Genomic DNA, 15,756 nt, shown 5'->3' with positions numbered 1-15,756 from the left:
ACATCGGCCGGGGGCTCAAGCGCCGGCGTCGGGCTGTGGGGGGTTTGACGTGGCGTGGCCCACGCGGGCCTGGGCGGCGGCGTCGGCGGCCGGTGAGCCGGGGCGGCGGTCCTCGACCCATCCCTCGCTGTTGCGCTGCGGGGCGACGGTCAGGGCGAGCGCGCCGGCCGGGACGTCCTTGCGGACCACGGCACCGGCCCCGGTGTAGGCGCCGTCCCCCACGGTCACGGGGGCGATGAAGACGGTGTTGGACGAGGTCCGCACGTGGTTGCCGATCACGGTGCGGTGCTTGTTCACGCCGTCATAGTTGGCGGTGATGTTGCCGCAGCCGATGTTGGTGTACTCCCCGATCTCCGCGTCCCCCGCATAGCCGAGGTGGGAGAGCTTGGAGCCGCGGCCGATGATCGCGTTCTTGGTCTCGTAGAACGCCCCGATCTTGCCCTGCTCGCCGAGCACGGTGCCCGGGCGGAGGTAGGTGAAGGGCCCGACGGCGGCGCGGTCACCGATCACGGCGCCAGTCGCCTGGGTGCGGGTCACGGTGGCGCCGATCCCCACGGTGGTGTCCACGAGTGTGGTGTCCGGGCCGACGACCGAGTCCTCGGAGAGGTGCGTGGCGCCCTGCAGGTGCGTGTTCGGCAGGATGGTGGTGTCCGGCTCCAGCGTCACGGTGGAGTCGATCCACGTGGTGGCCGGGTCCTGGATGGAGGTTCCGGCGCGCATGTGCCGCTGGAGGGTGCGGCGGTTCATCTCCGCGCCGAGCGCCTGCAGCTGCACGCGGTCATTCGCGCCCTCCACCTGCCACTGGTCCGTGGTGGTCACCGCCGCCACGCGGCCGCCGGCGGCGCGGGCGATCTGCAGGACATCGGTCAGGTACATCTCGCCCTGGGCGTTGTCCGTGGTGACCTCGGCCAGGGCGGTGGCCAGCATGTCCCCGTCGAAGGCGTAGATGCCCGAGTTGACCTCGTTGACGGCCCGCTGCTCGGCGGTGGCGTCCTTGTGCTCCACGATCCCGGCGACGGTGCCGTCCGCCTCGCGGAGGATCCGGCCGTAGCCGGTGGGGTCGGCTAGCAGGGCGGTGAGCACGGTGACGGCGTTGCCGTCCGCCTCGTGCGTGGCGACGAGCTCGGCGAGCAGCTCGGTGGTCAGCAGGGGGACGTCGCCGTAGGTGACCACCACGGTGCCGAAACCGTCCACGGGGGCGGCCGGGCCGGCGTCGGGCGCGGGGGTTGCGGCGGCCGTGAGGGCCTCGAGGCCGCACTGCACAGCCCGGCCGGTGCCCGGCATCTCGTCCTGGTCCGCGATGACCGGAGTGGTGCCGAGTGCCTCGGACAGGGAGAGGATATGGTCGGCGACCAGGTCACGCTGGTGGCGGACCACGGCGACCAGCTCACCCGGGTTCAGCCCCGCGGCAGCGGTGAGGGCGTGGCCGATCATGGACCGGCCCCCGATCGGGTGCAGGATCTTGGGGGTCTTGGACTTCATCCGGGTTCCCGCCCCGGCGGCGAGGACGATGACTGCTGCTGGCGCAGCCGGTCCTGCCGGCTCTGCGGGTACCACGGTGGATTCGGTCAAGGATCTGCGCTCCTGCTTCGATCGTCCGGAGTCGGCCCAACCAGAGGTGGTAGACCGCCGCCGGTCAGTCTAGACCTTCGAGTGCGAGGGGTCCGAACCGAGTGGTGATACTCAGGTCCGTTGAAGGGAAGGCACGTGCTCCGTCCCGTGCCCACCACGTACGCCACGGCGGGGGCGAAAAGCCTGTCACTCCATTGATGCCTGATTCTCCCGAAGCCGGCTCCCTCCGTCCCCTCTTTGACCCAGACTGTATCCGGCACCTGAGGATTCGCACCGTAGTTAGGGATTCACACCGTGAGCACAAACGTGCGGTCACCGTACTCGCAGAAGATCCGGACCGTCTTGCTGGTCCTGGCCACGGTTCTGGCCTTGCTGACCACGGGCCTCGTGACCTTCTCCCTCGCGGAGGGCGCGCAGTCCGATTCGATGGCCCGCTACCCCGGGTCCGGCGCCCAGAGCGTGCCCCGCTCCACCGAGATCCTGCTGCAGCTCAGTCCAGGATGGGCGGATGCCGCGGATGACCTGTCCATACAGGTCACGGGTTCGGACGGATCGCCCGTGCCCGGGCACACGGCGGTGAACAGCTCGGGCATCCTATCCTTCGTCCCCGAGGACCAACTCGACGCTGGACGGACCACCGTGGAGGTCCTCCATCACACGGCGACCGGCGACGGCGAGGATCAGACGCTGGATTCCTGGCAGTTCACCGTCAATCAGGCACGGGACCTCACGGAGGGTGCGGGCGGCAGCCTGTTGCTCATCGCCCGTGACGGCACGGCGGACTCCTACCTGGCGGAGATCCTCCGTGCCGAGGGGTTCATGTCCTTCGACACCGTGGCACCGGACGAGGTGACGGCTGACCTGCTGGCCCATCATGCGGTGGTCGTCGTCGGTGCCGGAAGCGCCAGTGGCAGCCACGTGGAGGCCCTGGAGACGTGGGTGGCCAAGGGCGGTGACCTGGTGACCCTGCGACCCGAGGGACAGCTCGCCACCCTGGGCGGTCTGACGCCTGCCGGAGGAGCCGTGCAGGACGGTTACCTCACCATCGACACCTCGAGCAGCGTGGGTGCCGGGCTGACCGGTGAATCCATGCAGTTTCACGGTGCGGCCGGGATCTATGAGACCAACGCGGCTGCAGGCGAGGGCGCCGCTGACGGGCACTCCCCGGAAACCGCAGTCGTCGCCGTCCTTTCCTCCGCTGTTGACGACCCCACTGTCCACCCGGCCGTGACGTGGAATGACGTCGGAACCTCCGGCGGTCACGTGGTGACCTTCACCTATGACCTGGCGACCTCAGTTCTGCTGACCCGCCAGGGGAACCCCGCATGGGCCGGGCAGGAACGGGACGGTTCGGCGCCGATCCGCCCCAATGACCTGTTCACCGGGGGTGCTGACGAGGACGACTACCTGGACCTGTCCAGGATCGGCGTCCCGCAGGCGGACGAGCAGATGCGGTTGCTGGGCAACACACTGGTCATGCTCCATGACGACACCGGCCCGCTTCCCCGCTTCTGGTACCTGCCGCACGGGAAGAACGCGGCGATCGTCATGACGGCGGACGACCACGGGACCGACGACGGAACCCGGGAGTCCTTCGAACGGATGCTGGGCCTTGACGCACCCGGCTGTGAAGTGCGGCTCTGGGAGTGCCACCGGGCAACCTCGTGGTTCTACCCCGAGTCCCCCCTGACCGATTCCCAGGCGGCGAGCTACCAGGAACAGGGCTTCGACCTCGGTGTGCATGCCACCACCGACTGTGCCGACTGGACACCGGAATCACTCAATGCCGCGTTCCAGACCTCTCTGATGGAGTTCCGGGACAAGTACTCCTCGCTCCGGGACCAAAGGGGTCACCGCCTGCACTGCATCGCGAACTCACAGTGGCTGGAGCAGGCCTCCATCGGCCTCCGCTGGGGTATCCGGTTCGACATGAATTACTACAACTGGCCGCCGGGCTGGATCCAGGATCGTGCCGGTTACATGACGGGTTCCGCGCTGCCGATGAGGTTCTCCGACGTGGACGGACGGATCATCAACGTCTTCCAGCAGGAGTCGCACCTGGTGAACGAGACCTGGAACGGTTCCTCGGCCGCCATCGAGCAGCTGATCGATGCAGCCGAGGACGAGCGCGGCTACTACGGCGCCTTCGGCACCCACTACGACTTCAGCGACGCCTTCGACCGGCAGCTGATGGAGATCGCCGCGGAGCGGGACATCCCGATGGTTTCCGCCCAGCAGCTCTTGGACTTCACCGAAGGCCGCAACGCGTCCTCGTTCGCGAATGTCTCCTACACCGATCCCGGGGCTGCCGCGTCCGGTGCGGACGAGGACACCCTGGAGATGACCTGGGAGATCGACGTGGACGACCGGGCCAGTGACCTGCTCCAGGCCATGGTGCCGCTGCGGTCCGGTGACAGGCTCCTGGCCTCGATCAGCAAAGATGGCACGCCGCTGGACTTCCACGTGCGGCAGATCAAGGGCATCACCTACGCCTTCTTCCCGGCCGCCAACGGCAGCTTCGAGGCCCGGTACAGGTGAAAGCCCTTCCGATCCTGCGCCGGGGTCACCAGCCCGATGACACGGTGGGCATACTCGGGAACCACCTGTCCCGGCCTGAACCCGTGTGGCCCGTCACCCGTCCGACGCGAGTCCTGACGCGGAGTCGTTCCGGCTGGGCTCGGAGAGTCCTAGGTTGATGCCGTGGCCAATTTTCGAGAGACTCGCCCCTCCTTCCCGACGCGGACCCGGACCCCGTGGGGCACTTGGCGATTCGCGCGTTCGAAGACCGCCATGGTCCTCGCTCTCCTGGCGTCCGTGGCGCTCTTCCTGCCGTTCGCCATGGCACCGGGTGTCCAGGCCGCCGGCCCCTGTGGACCGGACTCGAATCCCATCGTCTGCGAGAACTCCAAGGCCGGTGCGCACTGGTCCGAGTGGGAGATCGACGGCGCCGGTGACGAGTCGATCCAGGGCTTCGCCACGGACATGTCCGTCAACGCGGGGCAGACGATCGACTTCAAGATCGATACAGACGCCAGCGACTATGACATCGACATCTACCGGACCGGCTGGTACCAGGGCCTGGGTGCCCGCAAGGTGGGTTCCGTCCAGCCGAGCGCCGCGCTGCCCCAGAACCAGGACGAGTGTCTGACGGACCCGACCACAGAGCTCACCGACTGCGGGACCTGGGCCGTCTCCGCCTCCTGGCAGGTGCCGGCCGATGCCGTGTCCGGCGTCTATCTCGCCAAGCTCACCCGCACGGACACGGGCGGTGCCAGCCACATCACCTTCGTGGTGCGCAATGACGGCTCCACCTCTGAGGTGCTGTTCCAGACCTCGGACACCACCTGGCACGCGTACAACTCCTACGGCGGCTCGAACTTCTACCAGGGCGCGGACAACGGCCGGGCCTACAAGATCAGCTACAACCGTCCGTTCGCCACCCGCGGCGGGATCGAGGCCCGGGACTTCTACTTCGGCAGCGAGTACCCCATGGTCCGGTTCATGGAACGCAACGGCTACGACGTCTCCTATTTCTCCGGGATCGACACCGACCGCTTCGGAGACCAGCTGACCAACCATGAGGTGTTCCTCTCGGTGGGCCATGACGAGTACTGGTCCGGCCAGCAGCGGGCCAACGTGGAGGCCGCCCGGGATGCCGGGGTGCACCTGCAGTTCCTCTCCGGCAACGAGATGTACTGGCGGGTCCGCTACGAGCCCTCCCCCGCAGATCAAGGCGGTGGCGACCACCGGACCCTGGTCAGCTACAAGGAGACCTGGTCCGATGACAAGATCGACCCGGCCCAGGAGTGGACGGGCACCTTCCGCGATCCCCGCTTCGCCGCCGTTCAGGACGGTGGCGGAGTACCGGAGAACACCCTGACCGGCACGGCGTACGTGGTCAACTACGGCGACTTCCCGGTGACCGTGGACGACCGGGAGGGAGATCTGCGGCTCTGGCGGGACACCGGCCTCGAAGACCTGCCCACCGGCTCCAGCGAGGAGCTGGCCCCGCACACCGTGGGCTACGAGTCCAACGAGGACCTGCTCAACGGGTTCCGTCCGCCCGGACTGATCCGGCTGTCCACCACCACGGGCTCCGTGCCTGAGTACCTGCAGGACTTCGGCAACACCGTGGCCCCGGGCGAGACCACCCACCACGTCACCCTGTACCAGGCGCCCTCGGGTGCACTCGTGTTCTCCGCGGGCAGCGTGCAGTGGACGTGGGGCCTGGACGAATGGCACGACGGCGACGGCGAGGCCGCGGACCCGCGCATGCAGCAGGCCCAGGTCAACCTCTTCGCGGACATGGGCGTCCAGCCCACCACCCTCATGGACGGCCTCGTCCCGGCGACGGCCTCGGCGGACACCACCGCGCCCACCGTCCAGGTGACCGAGCAGCCGACGGAACCGGTCCCCCACGGTCAACCGGTGACCGTCTCCGGAACCGCCACGGACGGCACCGGGGCGGGGGCCGGCGTCGTGGCCGGGGTGGAGTACTCACTCGATGCAGGATCCACGTGGGCCCCGGCCGAGGGCACCACGAACTGGTCAGTCAGCTACCTCCAGCCGGGCATGGGAGACCACACCGTGCTCGTACGAGCCATCGACGACAGCGCCAACTATCCAGCGGAGACCGCCGACGCTGCCGCCGTCACCATCGCAGTGGAAGGACCCTACAGCACCTTCGGTGAGCGCACCCCGAAACTACCGGACAGCGGCGACCCGGCCGGTGTGGAACTGGGCCTGCGGTTCAGCCCCACGGTGGACGGCCAGGTGACCGGGGTCCGCTTCTACGGCGCCGCCGCCAACTCCGGTGCCCATACCGGAACACTCTGGTCGCTCGACGGCACGGCGCTGGCCACCGTCGCTTTCCCTGCGAGCACCGGCGAGGGGTGGCGGACGGCTGAACTCTCCGAGCCCGTGGCGATCTCGGCCGGTACTGACTACGTGGTGTCCTACACGGCGCCCCAGGGCCGCTACGCAGCGGACTCTCACGCCTTCGCCTACCGCGGCGTCGACGGTCCGCCGCTGAGCGTGGCGGGCGGCTTCGGCGCGCCCGCGGCCGGTGTGTTCGCTGCTCCCGGCGAGTACCCGTCCACTGCCTGGTACAACACCAACTACTACGTGGATGTCCTGTTCGTTCCGGAGGCAGAGTCACCGCTGGCCGCACGATCTCAGCAGCCGGCCAACACGGCCGCCAGCGTTCCGGTGGACACACCCATCTCCGCTGTGCTGTCCCGTGAGATCGATCCGGACTCCCTCGCCATGACCGTCTCGGCAGCGGGCAGTGCCACCCCGGTGGCCGGGACGGCCTCGTACGCTCCGGCGACCCGTACCGTGACCTTCACCCCGGAATCGCCCCTGGCTGAAGGAACCGAGCACACGGTGTCGCTGGCGGCCGCGGACACGGCCGGTGAGAGCCTTGCCCACGGCGGTACGTGGACGTTCCGCACCTGGAGCACCACCACCGGAACGGCCCCCTACGGGTTGCTGGCCGAGACTATGGTGCCGGAGACGGCCTTGGTCGACGACGGCGTCTCGGTCACCCTGGGCACCGCGTTCACCGTCACGGAGGCCGGCACCGTCTCCGCCCTCGAGTTCTACCGCGCCCCCGGCAACACCGGGCCTCACACCGGGACCCTTTACGCGGCGGACGGCACGGTTCTGGCCACCGCTGACTTCCCCGACGATTCCGTCTCCGGGTGGCAACAGGCAGCATTGGCCGCCCCAGTCCGGATCGTTCCGGGGACCGAGTACACCGTGGCCTACACCACCCCCTCGAAGTACTCCCTGACCGCCGGCCACTGGGCCCAGCCGCGGACCTCCGGATCACTGCGGACCAGCGAGAATGCCGGGCGGTACACCTATCAGGGCGGCATGCCCACGGAGGCCGTGTCCACGGACTACCTGGTGGACGTCCACTTCACACCCGACCCCACCGCCCCGACGATCACCGACCGTTCGCCCGCCCCGGGAGCGCTGGACGTGGACCCGTCAAGCACCGTGACCGTCACCTTCGACCAGGCCGTCCACCCCGATGCCGCCGTGACCGTGGCGGTGGGCGGATCAACCGGTGGAACCGAAGCTGGAACCCCCGTGACTGGAGCGGCCTCACGCACCAAGGACGGGACCGGTCTGTCATTCAACCCCGCCGATCCCCTGCCGACCGGCTCCCTCGTCACCGTCTCCGTGACCGGTGCCACCGATGCAGCCGGATCATTTGAGGCACCGGTCCACACGTGGTCCTTCCGCACCGCCCTGCCGACGGGAGAGACCGCGTCCTTCCTCGACGATGCCGCACCCGAGACCCTGGTCTCCGGCGACGGTGCTGCCGTGGAGCTGGGAATGGCCGTGACCACCGACCGGGACATCACCGTCCACGCCCTGCGCTACTACCGGGGAACGGAGCCAGGCTCTGCTGGCACGGGCTCCGTGTGGGACTCAGACGGTGACCGGATCGCCCACGTGGCCTTCCCCGCCGGAACGGCTCCCGGCTGGTACACGGCCTTCCTGGACGCCCCGGTCCATCTGACGGCTGGAAGCACCTTCACGGTCTCCCGTCATGCCCCGGACGGCGGGTATGCCCATACGTCAGGCGACTTCGCGCAGCCGCGGACGGTCGGGGCCTTGACCCTGGCCGGAGACAACGGTTTGTTCCGGTACGGTGACGGCTCGGCATCCCCGAACGAGACCTGGGATAGCACCAACTACTTCGTGGACCTGCTGTACGCCGAGGCGGCGGCGGCCCCGCTGTCAGCGACCTCGCACCAGCCGGCGGACGGGGCCGCCCGGGTGCCGGTTGACGCCCGGATCAGCGCCGTATTCTCCGGAGAACCCGTGCCGGATACGGTGGAGGTCTCGGTGACGGCCGCGGCATCGGAGGAGCCGGTGGCGGGGTCCACGGAGTATGAGACAGCCACCAGGACTGTGACCTTCACGCCCGAGGGCCCCTTGGCCGGGTCGACCACCTACACGGTGACCGTGGCGGCAGAGGATGCCTCCGGGACGTCCATCAGCCGCGGACACCAATGGTCCTTCCAGACTGCGCTCGCTGACGGTGCTGCCACGTCCTTCCTGAACGATTCGACGCCGAGTTCCCTGGCCTCAGGTGAAACTGACCCGGTGGAGCTGGGAGTGGCGTTGGCCACGGACCGGGACATCACCGTCCACGCCCTGCGCTACTACCACGGCACCGACCCCGGTGCGGCCGGAACCGGCTCGATCTGGGACGCCGACGGAACGCGGCTGGCCCGTGCGGCCTTCCCCCCGGCCACCGCCCCCGGGTGGCAGACCGTCTTCCTCGAGACTCCGGTGCAGATGGCGGCGGGGACCACCTTCACCGTGTCCCGGTATTCGCCCCAGGGTGGGTATCCCCACACCCCCGGCGACTTCGCGACGTCCCGGACCGTCGGTGCCCTCACCCCGGCGGGAGAGAATGGGCTGTTCCGTTATGGCGACGGCACTGCCGTCCCGGATCAGACCTGGGAGAACGCCAACTACTTCGTGGACCTGCTGTACACGGAGGACTGACCGGCTCACTGCCGCTGATGGTCCCGCGGGAGGTCAGGCGCGCTGCGGGCCCTTGATGAACGGGGCACAGAGGACGGCGATCGTCGCGAGGATCCCGCCGACGATGAACGCGAAGTGGGCGCCGTGGAACAGCCCGTCGACCAGGGCCGAGCCGGCACCGGTCTCGGCGGCCGCAACGGCGCTCATGACGGTCACGAAGATCGTGGTTCCCACGGCGCCACCGAGCTGCTGTCCGGTGTTGAAGATGGCCGAGCCGTGACCGTAGAGCTGATGAGGGACTCCACTCAGTGCCGCGGAGAGCAGGCCGGTCATCAACATGGCCAGCCCGATGCAGAAGATCGTGTGGAAGGCGACGATCAGGCCGGGCTCGGTGCCCGGATGGATGGTGGTGAACAACCACTGGCCCAGCGCCAGCATCAGGGCGCCGGGGATCAGCACCGGTCGGGGGCCATGGCGGTCGAAGACGCGGCCGAAGATCGGGCCCACGGCAATCTGCACCAGCCCACCGGGAAGCAGCATCATGCCGATGGTCATGGTGCTCAGGCCACTGCCGTTCTGCAGGAGGATCGGCAGGATGACCACGGTGCCCAGCAGCGTGCCCATGGCGATCATGATCATGACGACGCTGAGCGTGAAGGTGCGGTTCTTGAAGGGCCGCAGGTTCAGCAGCTCACGGTCGGTGCGGGTCAGACGAACCTGGCGGGTGATGAACAGTACCAGTGCGGCCACGCCGATCGCGCCGCTGACGAGGGGAACGGTGGGGTTCTCCAGTGCGCCGCCGATCGTGGACAGTGCGTAGACCAGACCGCCGAAGGCCAGAGCCGAGAGGATCACGGAGAAAACATCGACCGGAAGCCTGCGGGTGGCCGAGGGCACCTTGATGAAGATGATGCCCAGCACCAGGATGATGACGACGAGTGGAGTCATGAGGCCGAAGATCCAGTGCCAGGACAGCGAGTTGACGATGATCCCGGACACGGTGGGTCCGATGGCCGGGCCGACCGAGATCACGATCGAGTTCAGGCCCATGACCATCCCTCGGTGCTGGAACGGCACGAGCGTCAGGGTGGTGTTCATGAGCAGCGGCATCACGATGGCGGTGCCGACGGCTTGAATGACGCGGGCGCCCAGCAGGACACTGAAGGACGGCGCGATGATGGCCAGGACGGTGCCGGCCAGGAAGCTGCACAGCGCGAAGACGAACAGTCCGCGCAGGGTGTACCGCTGCAGCAGGTAGCCGGTCAGAGGGATGACCACGGCCATCGTGAGCAGGAATCCGGTGGTGAGCCACTGACCCGCCGCCGCGGAGACCCCGTAGTCGGCCATGATCGACGGCAGTGCCACGGTGAGCACCGTTTCGTTGAGGATCATCACGAAGGCACCGAGGGCCAGTGCGCCGATGATGCCGGTCAATTGTTTCCTCGACAGGGCTGGCGGTGCCTGGTGAGCGGGGGCGGCCGGTGGAGAAATCGTGTCTTCGGCGGCGTGAGCCATCGGGATGTACCTCTTCTGTCAGATGCGAACAGTAGAATCATGTCACGGCCTGACAGCTTTCGGATGCCAAATCTGTCAGACTGTGACACAACAGATAGTTCCGGCGAGCCTCGCGGCCTGCCGGGCCTCTCTCCTCCCCTCCCAGAAACGAGCTGAGCATTGGGTATCCGTGAAGAACACCGCGTCCGCATGCTGCGGGACATCCAACGTGCCGCCCTGGATCTGGTGGAGGAGCAGGGCCTGGAGGCCACAACGGTGGGGGACATCGCCGTTCGCGTGGGCGTCTCCGAGCGCACGGTCTTCCGCTATTACCCCTCCAAGGAGCACGCGCTCGTGCCCGGCCAGCAGGGACTGATTGACGCCCTGGTGTCCTGCGAGAGCGCGCACCACACTCCCTCCGGGATCCTGGAAGACCTCTTGGCCGTGTGCCGCGAGCTCTTTTCCCATGAGGTCGAACAGCGCGATTTCCGCAGGATCTCCCGCCTACTGGTCCAGGAGCCGGAAATGCTGCGGGTCGTCACTCGGCAGGAGCGAAGCCTGGTCGAGGCGCTGAGCTCAGCACTGGTCCACCGCGGCGTGCTGGGGACCCTCCAGTCGCTCCTGGTTGCGGAGATCGTCACGGCGTGCTGGCGGGTCGCCTGGCAGTCCTTCGCCCGGGACGATGTCGACGGGATGGACTCCGACCCGGTGGCTCTGTTCGACCAGACCGTACGTGAGTTGGGCCAGCTGTTTCCCAGCACGTGAAATCTCGGGGTGATCCTTGCCATGATGGCGTCATGTCCGAACACGTTGGAGATCATCGTCCTTCATCAGCCGGCCCCGATGCGGAGCACCGGCGGCCACCAGGAGTCAGCGACGCGACCGTCGAAGCCCTCGGCAAGCTCTCCGAGGCCTTGGAGGTGGTGGAACACGCCCGCGGCCTGCTCTACGGGTTCCACCGGCTGACGGGGACCGCGGACCTGGCCCTCGACGACGCCGTAAGCCTGCTCCGCAGCGCCGGCCATGCGGACCTTGCCGAGCGAGTCGAGCAGGAGATCATCGGCCGTAATGTCATCCACGGCCGGTGGACGTTCCAGATCGTTGAGGACTACGACGATCACTACTACTCGGCCTTCAAGGACCTTGAACGACAGGTTCGAGACGAGTTGGCCGGGGGTAAGCGCCACCTGTTCGAGGCGGAGATGAAGGAAAGCCGCCGCTCGGCCGGCCGGCCCCACCACGAAGCGCTTCCGACTAGTGCAGACTGAAGCTCCGACCAATTCTCAGGAGGACACGATGAGCACTGATCCCCTCAACCCGGCTGCTGCCGAAGAGGAACGCCGCGACGAGACCCGATCCACCGAGGAGGCCCGATCCACGAACGGCCCGGACACGGAGCAGGAGTTGGACGAACAGGTCGAGGAATCGTTCCCCGCCTCTGACCCACCAGCCAATTACTGAGTCCACGAAAAGGGCCCCGGAGACCTCGTGACGGTCTTCTGGGGCCCTTTTCGGTGCCCGAGGTACCCCGTTGCCGACTCTCCGATGTGGCTCGGCAGCTGATCCATGGGTTGCACGGCCATCCCCGGACCTCCTCCACCTGGCACCTGGTGGCTCCGCGGCTCGTCGAGCAGGGGTTCACGGTGGTGTGCGCTGATCTTCCTGGCTACTGCCGGTCGGGCAAACCCACACCGACGCCTGACCACGTCCCTCACTCCAAGCGGGTTGGAGCCGAGTTGTTGGTGAGAGCCATGCAGGAGCTCGGCCACGGGCGCTTCGCCGTCGCGGGCCATGACCGGGGGGAGCTACGTCGCCCTGCGGATGGCACTGGATCACCCGGACCGCGTCACGCGCGTGGCGCTAATGGACTGTCTGCCGATCGGCATCGACTCCCCTCATCACATGGCCGAACAGGCTCCGGAAAACCTCGCGCGAGCACTCGGCAATTTCTTCATGACACCTCCAGCTGGCGAACGTAGTCCGGCAGGACGTTGACGTTCCACCTAGGCCGCTACACTCCGCGTCATGCTCGTGGCGTGATCGCCTGCGTCGCGGGTGCCGTGCCGATTGTTCCGCCTCCGCGGACGGTCCACCGACTATGGCGGTGCCAGGGTCCCTGGCTCGCCTCATACCAGAGGAGGACAGATGCTGGATTGGAGTGCATTCCTGGAGTTGAGTGTCCCCGTGGGCGAGCTCCTCGTCCGGGGAACGATCACGTTCCTGGGACTGATGTTGCTGCTGCGCCTCGTGGGCCAGCGAGAGTCCGGTGGCCTGGGGATGACGGACCTGCTGGTCATCATCCTCATCGCCGACGCTGCCAGCGCCGGGCTCACCGGAGACGCCCAGACCGTCGCCGACGGTGCCGTGCTCGTCGGCACGATCCTGTTCTGGAGCATCCTGCTCGACGCCGTGTCCTTACCGGTGGCCGACGGTCGGACGACTGCTCAAGGCCCGCCCCAAGCCGCTCATCGAGAACGGCCACCTCAACCGACGCGCGATGAGACGGGAGTTCATGGCCGAGGCAGAGGTCACCTCTCAACTCAGACTTCACGGGATCGAGGACATCCGCGAGGTCAAGCGCGCCTACATCGAACCCAACGGGATGATCAGCGTCATCCCACGCCAGGGCGCTGAGACCACCGATACACCCGAGTCGCCTGCGACCTGATCGAGTTGACCACTTTTCGTGGAGTCGACCGTTTCACCAGGACTACCGGACCACCGAGGGCGACCAGGCGTGCTCGATGAACAGCTCGGGTTCGGCGTCCGCCTCGGCCTCCAGTGCGAACACGTCGGCATCCCAGCCGGCCTCCTCGCGGGGCAGCCCGTAGAGCAGGGTGTCCTCGTCCAGCCATTCCAGCTGATCGTCGATGCCGCGCTCGAGCTCGATCACGGTCCGCTCCCCCGAGGCCAGGTCCAGTACGGCGACGTCCCAGTGCACGCCCGATCCGCCGACCATGTCCCCGCCGGAGTCCCGGCGGACCTTGAAGGCCACTCGGCTGCCGTCCGGGGACACCGAGGGGCATTCGGCCTCGGTCGCCACAGAGGTCATGGTCCGCGCCCCCAGGTCTCCCTCCATGAGCCAGGTCGTCCCGCCCGAGGCCACCGTGGCGAAGAAGCGGTCACCGCCGGCGAAGCTCACGCCCCACACGTTGCGATCGATCGCGGTCAGCGGTTCACCGTCCACGGTGATCTCGAAGTCCTGCAGGTTGCCGTAGTCCCGGCCGTCCGGGTCCTTGGCTCCCCTCACGGTGGTCTCGGTGGAGAAGGAGTCGGCGGCGTAGGAGTGCCCGGTGACGAACGCGGTGGTGGCGACCAGTCCGTCGTCGGACACCCGGGTCCGGCTGGGGATCCCGGCCAGCGGCCACGTGGTGACCGGGCTGCCGCCGAGGTCCTGGCCATAGTCGTAGACCTGCGTCTCGAACGTGGTGGGGATCCCGCGCAGGGTCCGCAGGCAGGACAGGTACTCCCCCGCCACGTCCACCCGGTCGCAGGCCTGGCCACTGACCTGCCGGGCCCCGTCCGGATCCGCCAAGGCCACCGAGGACACCATGCCGTACCCCTCGCCGGAGGCGGTGTTCCTGAACGTGACGTGCGGGCCGTCCGGGAGGGAGACGGCGAGTTCCGCGGCCGAGGCACCCGTGGTCCGCTCCTGGTGGTCCTGCAGGGCCTGGACACCGTAGACGCCCACGGCGCCGAGGGACACGGCGGCCACGCCCCCCAGCGCCCACCATCGCGCGCGCCGGGACAGCCCTCCCCGCACCCCTGCCCGCTCCTTCACCGGCTTCACCGGCGGACCACCAGCCACCACGCCAGCGGCAACACCAACACCAGCACGACGGCGGCGCCCACCATGGTGGGCACGGCGCCGAACAGCACCCACAGCGCCCCGAAGCCGGTGGAGGCCACGAGCCGGGTGATCGCGACGACGGTCTGAGCGGCCCCGATGCCCGTGGCCGTCCGGCCCTGTGGGGACAGTTGGCCGGCGAGCGCGGCGAGGACGCCGTCCGTGGCGGCATAGAAGATGCCCAGCATCAGCAGCGCCAGCCCGAGCGCGATCCAGCTCCCGCCCATCGCCGCCGCGACGTACGCCCCGGCCAGGAACAGGTGCCCGCCGATCAGGACCGCGGCGCGGGAGGTCCGGTCGGCGATCCGGCCCACGGGGATGGCGAGCAGCAGGAAGACGCCGTTGGTGCCGACGAAGAGTAGGGGGAACCACAGTGGATCGAGGTGGCCGTGGGACATGATGGCCAGGTAGATGAACCCGTCCCCCACGGTGAGCAGGCCGAGGACGCCCGCAGCCACCAGGAGCCGCTTGAGGGGACCGTCCAGGGTGTGCCAACGCGGGCGCCGGGGTGAACCCGACCGGGGTGCGCGGGACCGGAGCGTGCGGGACCGGAGCGTGCGGGGCCGGACCACCGGCGAGGTCTCCGCGGCCGCCGGGACCGGTGCGGCCGGCGTCGTGGTGGAGGTGGTGGTGGTTCTGCTGAACCGGACGTTGGGGACGAAGAGGATCAGTGCCGCCACGCCGATCAGGGCGGCGGCGAGGGAGACGGCGAAGACGACGCGGTAACCGTCCGGGACCAGCAGCAGCACCACGAAGGCCAGCAGCGGGCCGACGGTGGCGCCGATCGTGTCCAGCATGCGGTGGACCCCGAAGGAGCGCGCGAGGTGCTCGGACTGGGAGACCTCCTGGATCATGGCGTCCCGCGGGGCGGTGCGGATGCCCTTGCCGACCCTGTCGATCCCCACCAGCACGGCGATGCCCACGAAGCCCTGCACCACCAGCAGTCCCGCCCGCGTGAGCATGGACAGGCCGTAGCCGGCCACCGCGATGGCCTTGGGCCGGTCGGTCCGGTCCGCGGCGTAGCCGGCGGCGATCCTCACCACCGCGCTCACGCCCTGGTGGAGTCCCTCGAGGAATCCGTAGGCCACCATGGACAGCCCGAGCGCGCCGGTGACGTAGAGCGGCAGGATCGCCGCGACGGATTCGGAGGAGACATCCGTCAGCAGGCTGACCATCCCGAGCGCGACGACGGTCGGGGCCACCCGGAAGGCGACGGTCCGGCCGGAGCGCAGACCTGGAGGGCCGGGGTGAGCGTCTGCGCCGGAGTGAGAGTCTGCGCCGGGGCGAGGCCGGTCGGCCAGGGAGATGTACATGGGTCAGCCCCTTCGAAGTGC

At 68.4% G+C, this 15,756-nt stretch carries 11 protein-coding genes; 7 read left to right on the top strand and 4 right to left on the bottom strand.

What is annotated here, in order from left to right; all coding sequences use genetic code 11:
* Positions 1–15 precede the first annotated feature (15 nt).
* Positions 16–1,572: a bifunctional UDP-N-acetylglucosamine diphosphorylase/glucosamine-1-phosphate N-acetyltransferase GlmU gene (gene glmU / locus ACFFIO_RS03750; protein ID WP_378040258.1), complete on the bottom strand. Its 1,557-nt coding sequence runs from the start codon at positions 1,570–1,572 to the stop codon at positions 16–18.
* Between the two features lie 294 nt (positions 1,573–1,866).
* Here glmU and ACFFIO_RS03745 point away from each other — a divergent pair, with 294 nt between their 5' ends.
* Together ACFFIO_RS03745 and ACFFIO_RS03740 are read left to right on the top strand one after the other, a co-directional pair.
* Entirely contained in the window at positions 1,867–4,110 is a 2,244-nt protein-coding gene (locus ACFFIO_RS03745) for a hypothetical protein (protein ID WP_378040257.1), read from the top strand.
* Positions 4,111–4,272: 162 nt separating this feature from the next.
* Complete coding sequence (locus ACFFIO_RS03740) at positions 4,273–9,102, top strand: DUF4082 domain-containing protein (RefSeq protein WP_378040256.1); 4,830 nt, start codon at positions 4,273–4,275, stop codon at positions 9,100–9,102.
* Between the two features lie 33 nt (positions 9,103–9,135).
* On the opposite strand, the gene ACFFIO_RS03735 is transcribed toward ACFFIO_RS03740, so the two are convergent.
* On the bottom strand, positions 9,136–10,515 hold the full coding sequence (locus tag ACFFIO_RS03735; RefSeq protein ID WP_378040255.1) for an MDR family MFS transporter: 1,380 nt from the start codon (positions 10,513–10,515) through the stop codon (positions 9,136–9,138).
* Between the two features lie 240 nt (positions 10,516–10,755).
* Between ACFFIO_RS03735 and ACFFIO_RS03730 the strand changes: the two genes are divergently transcribed.
* From ACFFIO_RS03730 to ACFFIO_RS03710, 5 genes are all read left to right on the top strand, one after another.
* Complete coding sequence (locus ACFFIO_RS03730; protein WP_378040254.1) at positions 10,756–11,340, top strand: TetR/AcrR family transcriptional regulator; 585 nt, start codon at positions 10,756–10,758, stop codon at positions 11,338–11,340.
* Between the two features lie 32 nt (positions 11,341–11,372).
* Positions 11,373–11,843: a hypothetical protein gene (locus ACFFIO_RS03725; protein ID WP_378040253.1), complete on the top strand. Its 471-nt coding sequence runs from the start codon at positions 11,373–11,375 to the stop codon at positions 11,841–11,843.
* A 28-nt stretch (positions 11,844–11,871) separates the two neighbouring features.
* Positions 11,872–12,036 (top strand): hypothetical protein, encoded by a 165-nt coding sequence (locus ACFFIO_RS03720; RefSeq protein WP_378040252.1) that lies wholly within the window; start codon positions 11,872–11,874, stop codon positions 12,034–12,036.
* A 53-nt stretch (positions 12,037–12,089) separates the two neighbouring features.
* Positions 12,090–12,554, top strand: coding sequence for an alpha/beta fold hydrolase (locus ACFFIO_RS03715; protein WP_378040251.1), 465 nt, complete (start codon positions 12,090–12,092; stop codon positions 12,552–12,554).
* A gap of 380 nt (positions 12,555–12,934) precedes the next feature.
* Entirely contained in the window at positions 12,935–13,243 is a 309-nt protein-coding gene (locus tag ACFFIO_RS03710) for a DUF421 domain-containing protein (RefSeq protein WP_378040250.1), read from the top strand.
* A 42-nt stretch (positions 13,244–13,285) separates the two neighbouring features.
* On the opposite strand, the gene ACFFIO_RS03705 is transcribed toward ACFFIO_RS03710, so the two are convergent.
* Both ACFFIO_RS03705 and ACFFIO_RS03700 read right to left on the bottom strand, forming a co-directional pair.
* Positions 13,286–14,365, bottom strand: coding sequence for a TolB-like translocation protein (locus ACFFIO_RS03705; RefSeq protein ID WP_378040249.1), 1,080 nt, complete (start codon positions 14,363–14,365; stop codon positions 13,286–13,288).
* A complete protein-coding gene (locus tag ACFFIO_RS03700; protein ID WP_378040248.1) occupies positions 14,362–15,735 on the bottom strand; it encodes an MFS transporter in 1,374 nt (457 codons plus the stop codon). The genes ACFFIO_RS03705 and ACFFIO_RS03700 overlap by 4 nt, the downstream gene beginning before the upstream one ends.
* Between the last annotated feature and the right edge of the window lie 21 nt (positions 15,736–15,756).

Source organism: Citricoccus parietis (genome assembly GCF_042433045.1).
Taxonomy (GTDB): domain Bacteria; phylum Actinomycetota; class Actinomycetes; order Actinomycetales; family Micrococcaceae; genus Citricoccus; species Citricoccus parietis.
The sequence above is the reverse complement of the archived record's forward strand: the minus strand, read 5'-3'. Positions and strand labels throughout refer to the sequence as shown.

Excerpts from the sequence above, each read along its gene's own strand:
- ACFFIO_RS03725 (WP_378040253.1), top strand. The coding sequence starts at position 11,373 with ATGTCCGAACACGTTGGAGATCATCGTCCTTCATCAGCCGGCCCCGAT.
- ACFFIO_RS03720 (WP_378040252.1), top strand. The coding sequence starts at position 11,872 with ATGAGCACTGATCCCCTCAACCCGGCTGCTGCCGAAGAGGAACGCCGC.
- ACFFIO_RS03700 (WP_378040248.1), bottom strand. The coding sequence starts at position 15,735 with ATGTACATCTCCCTGGCCGACCGGCCTCGCCCCGGCGCAGACTCTCAC.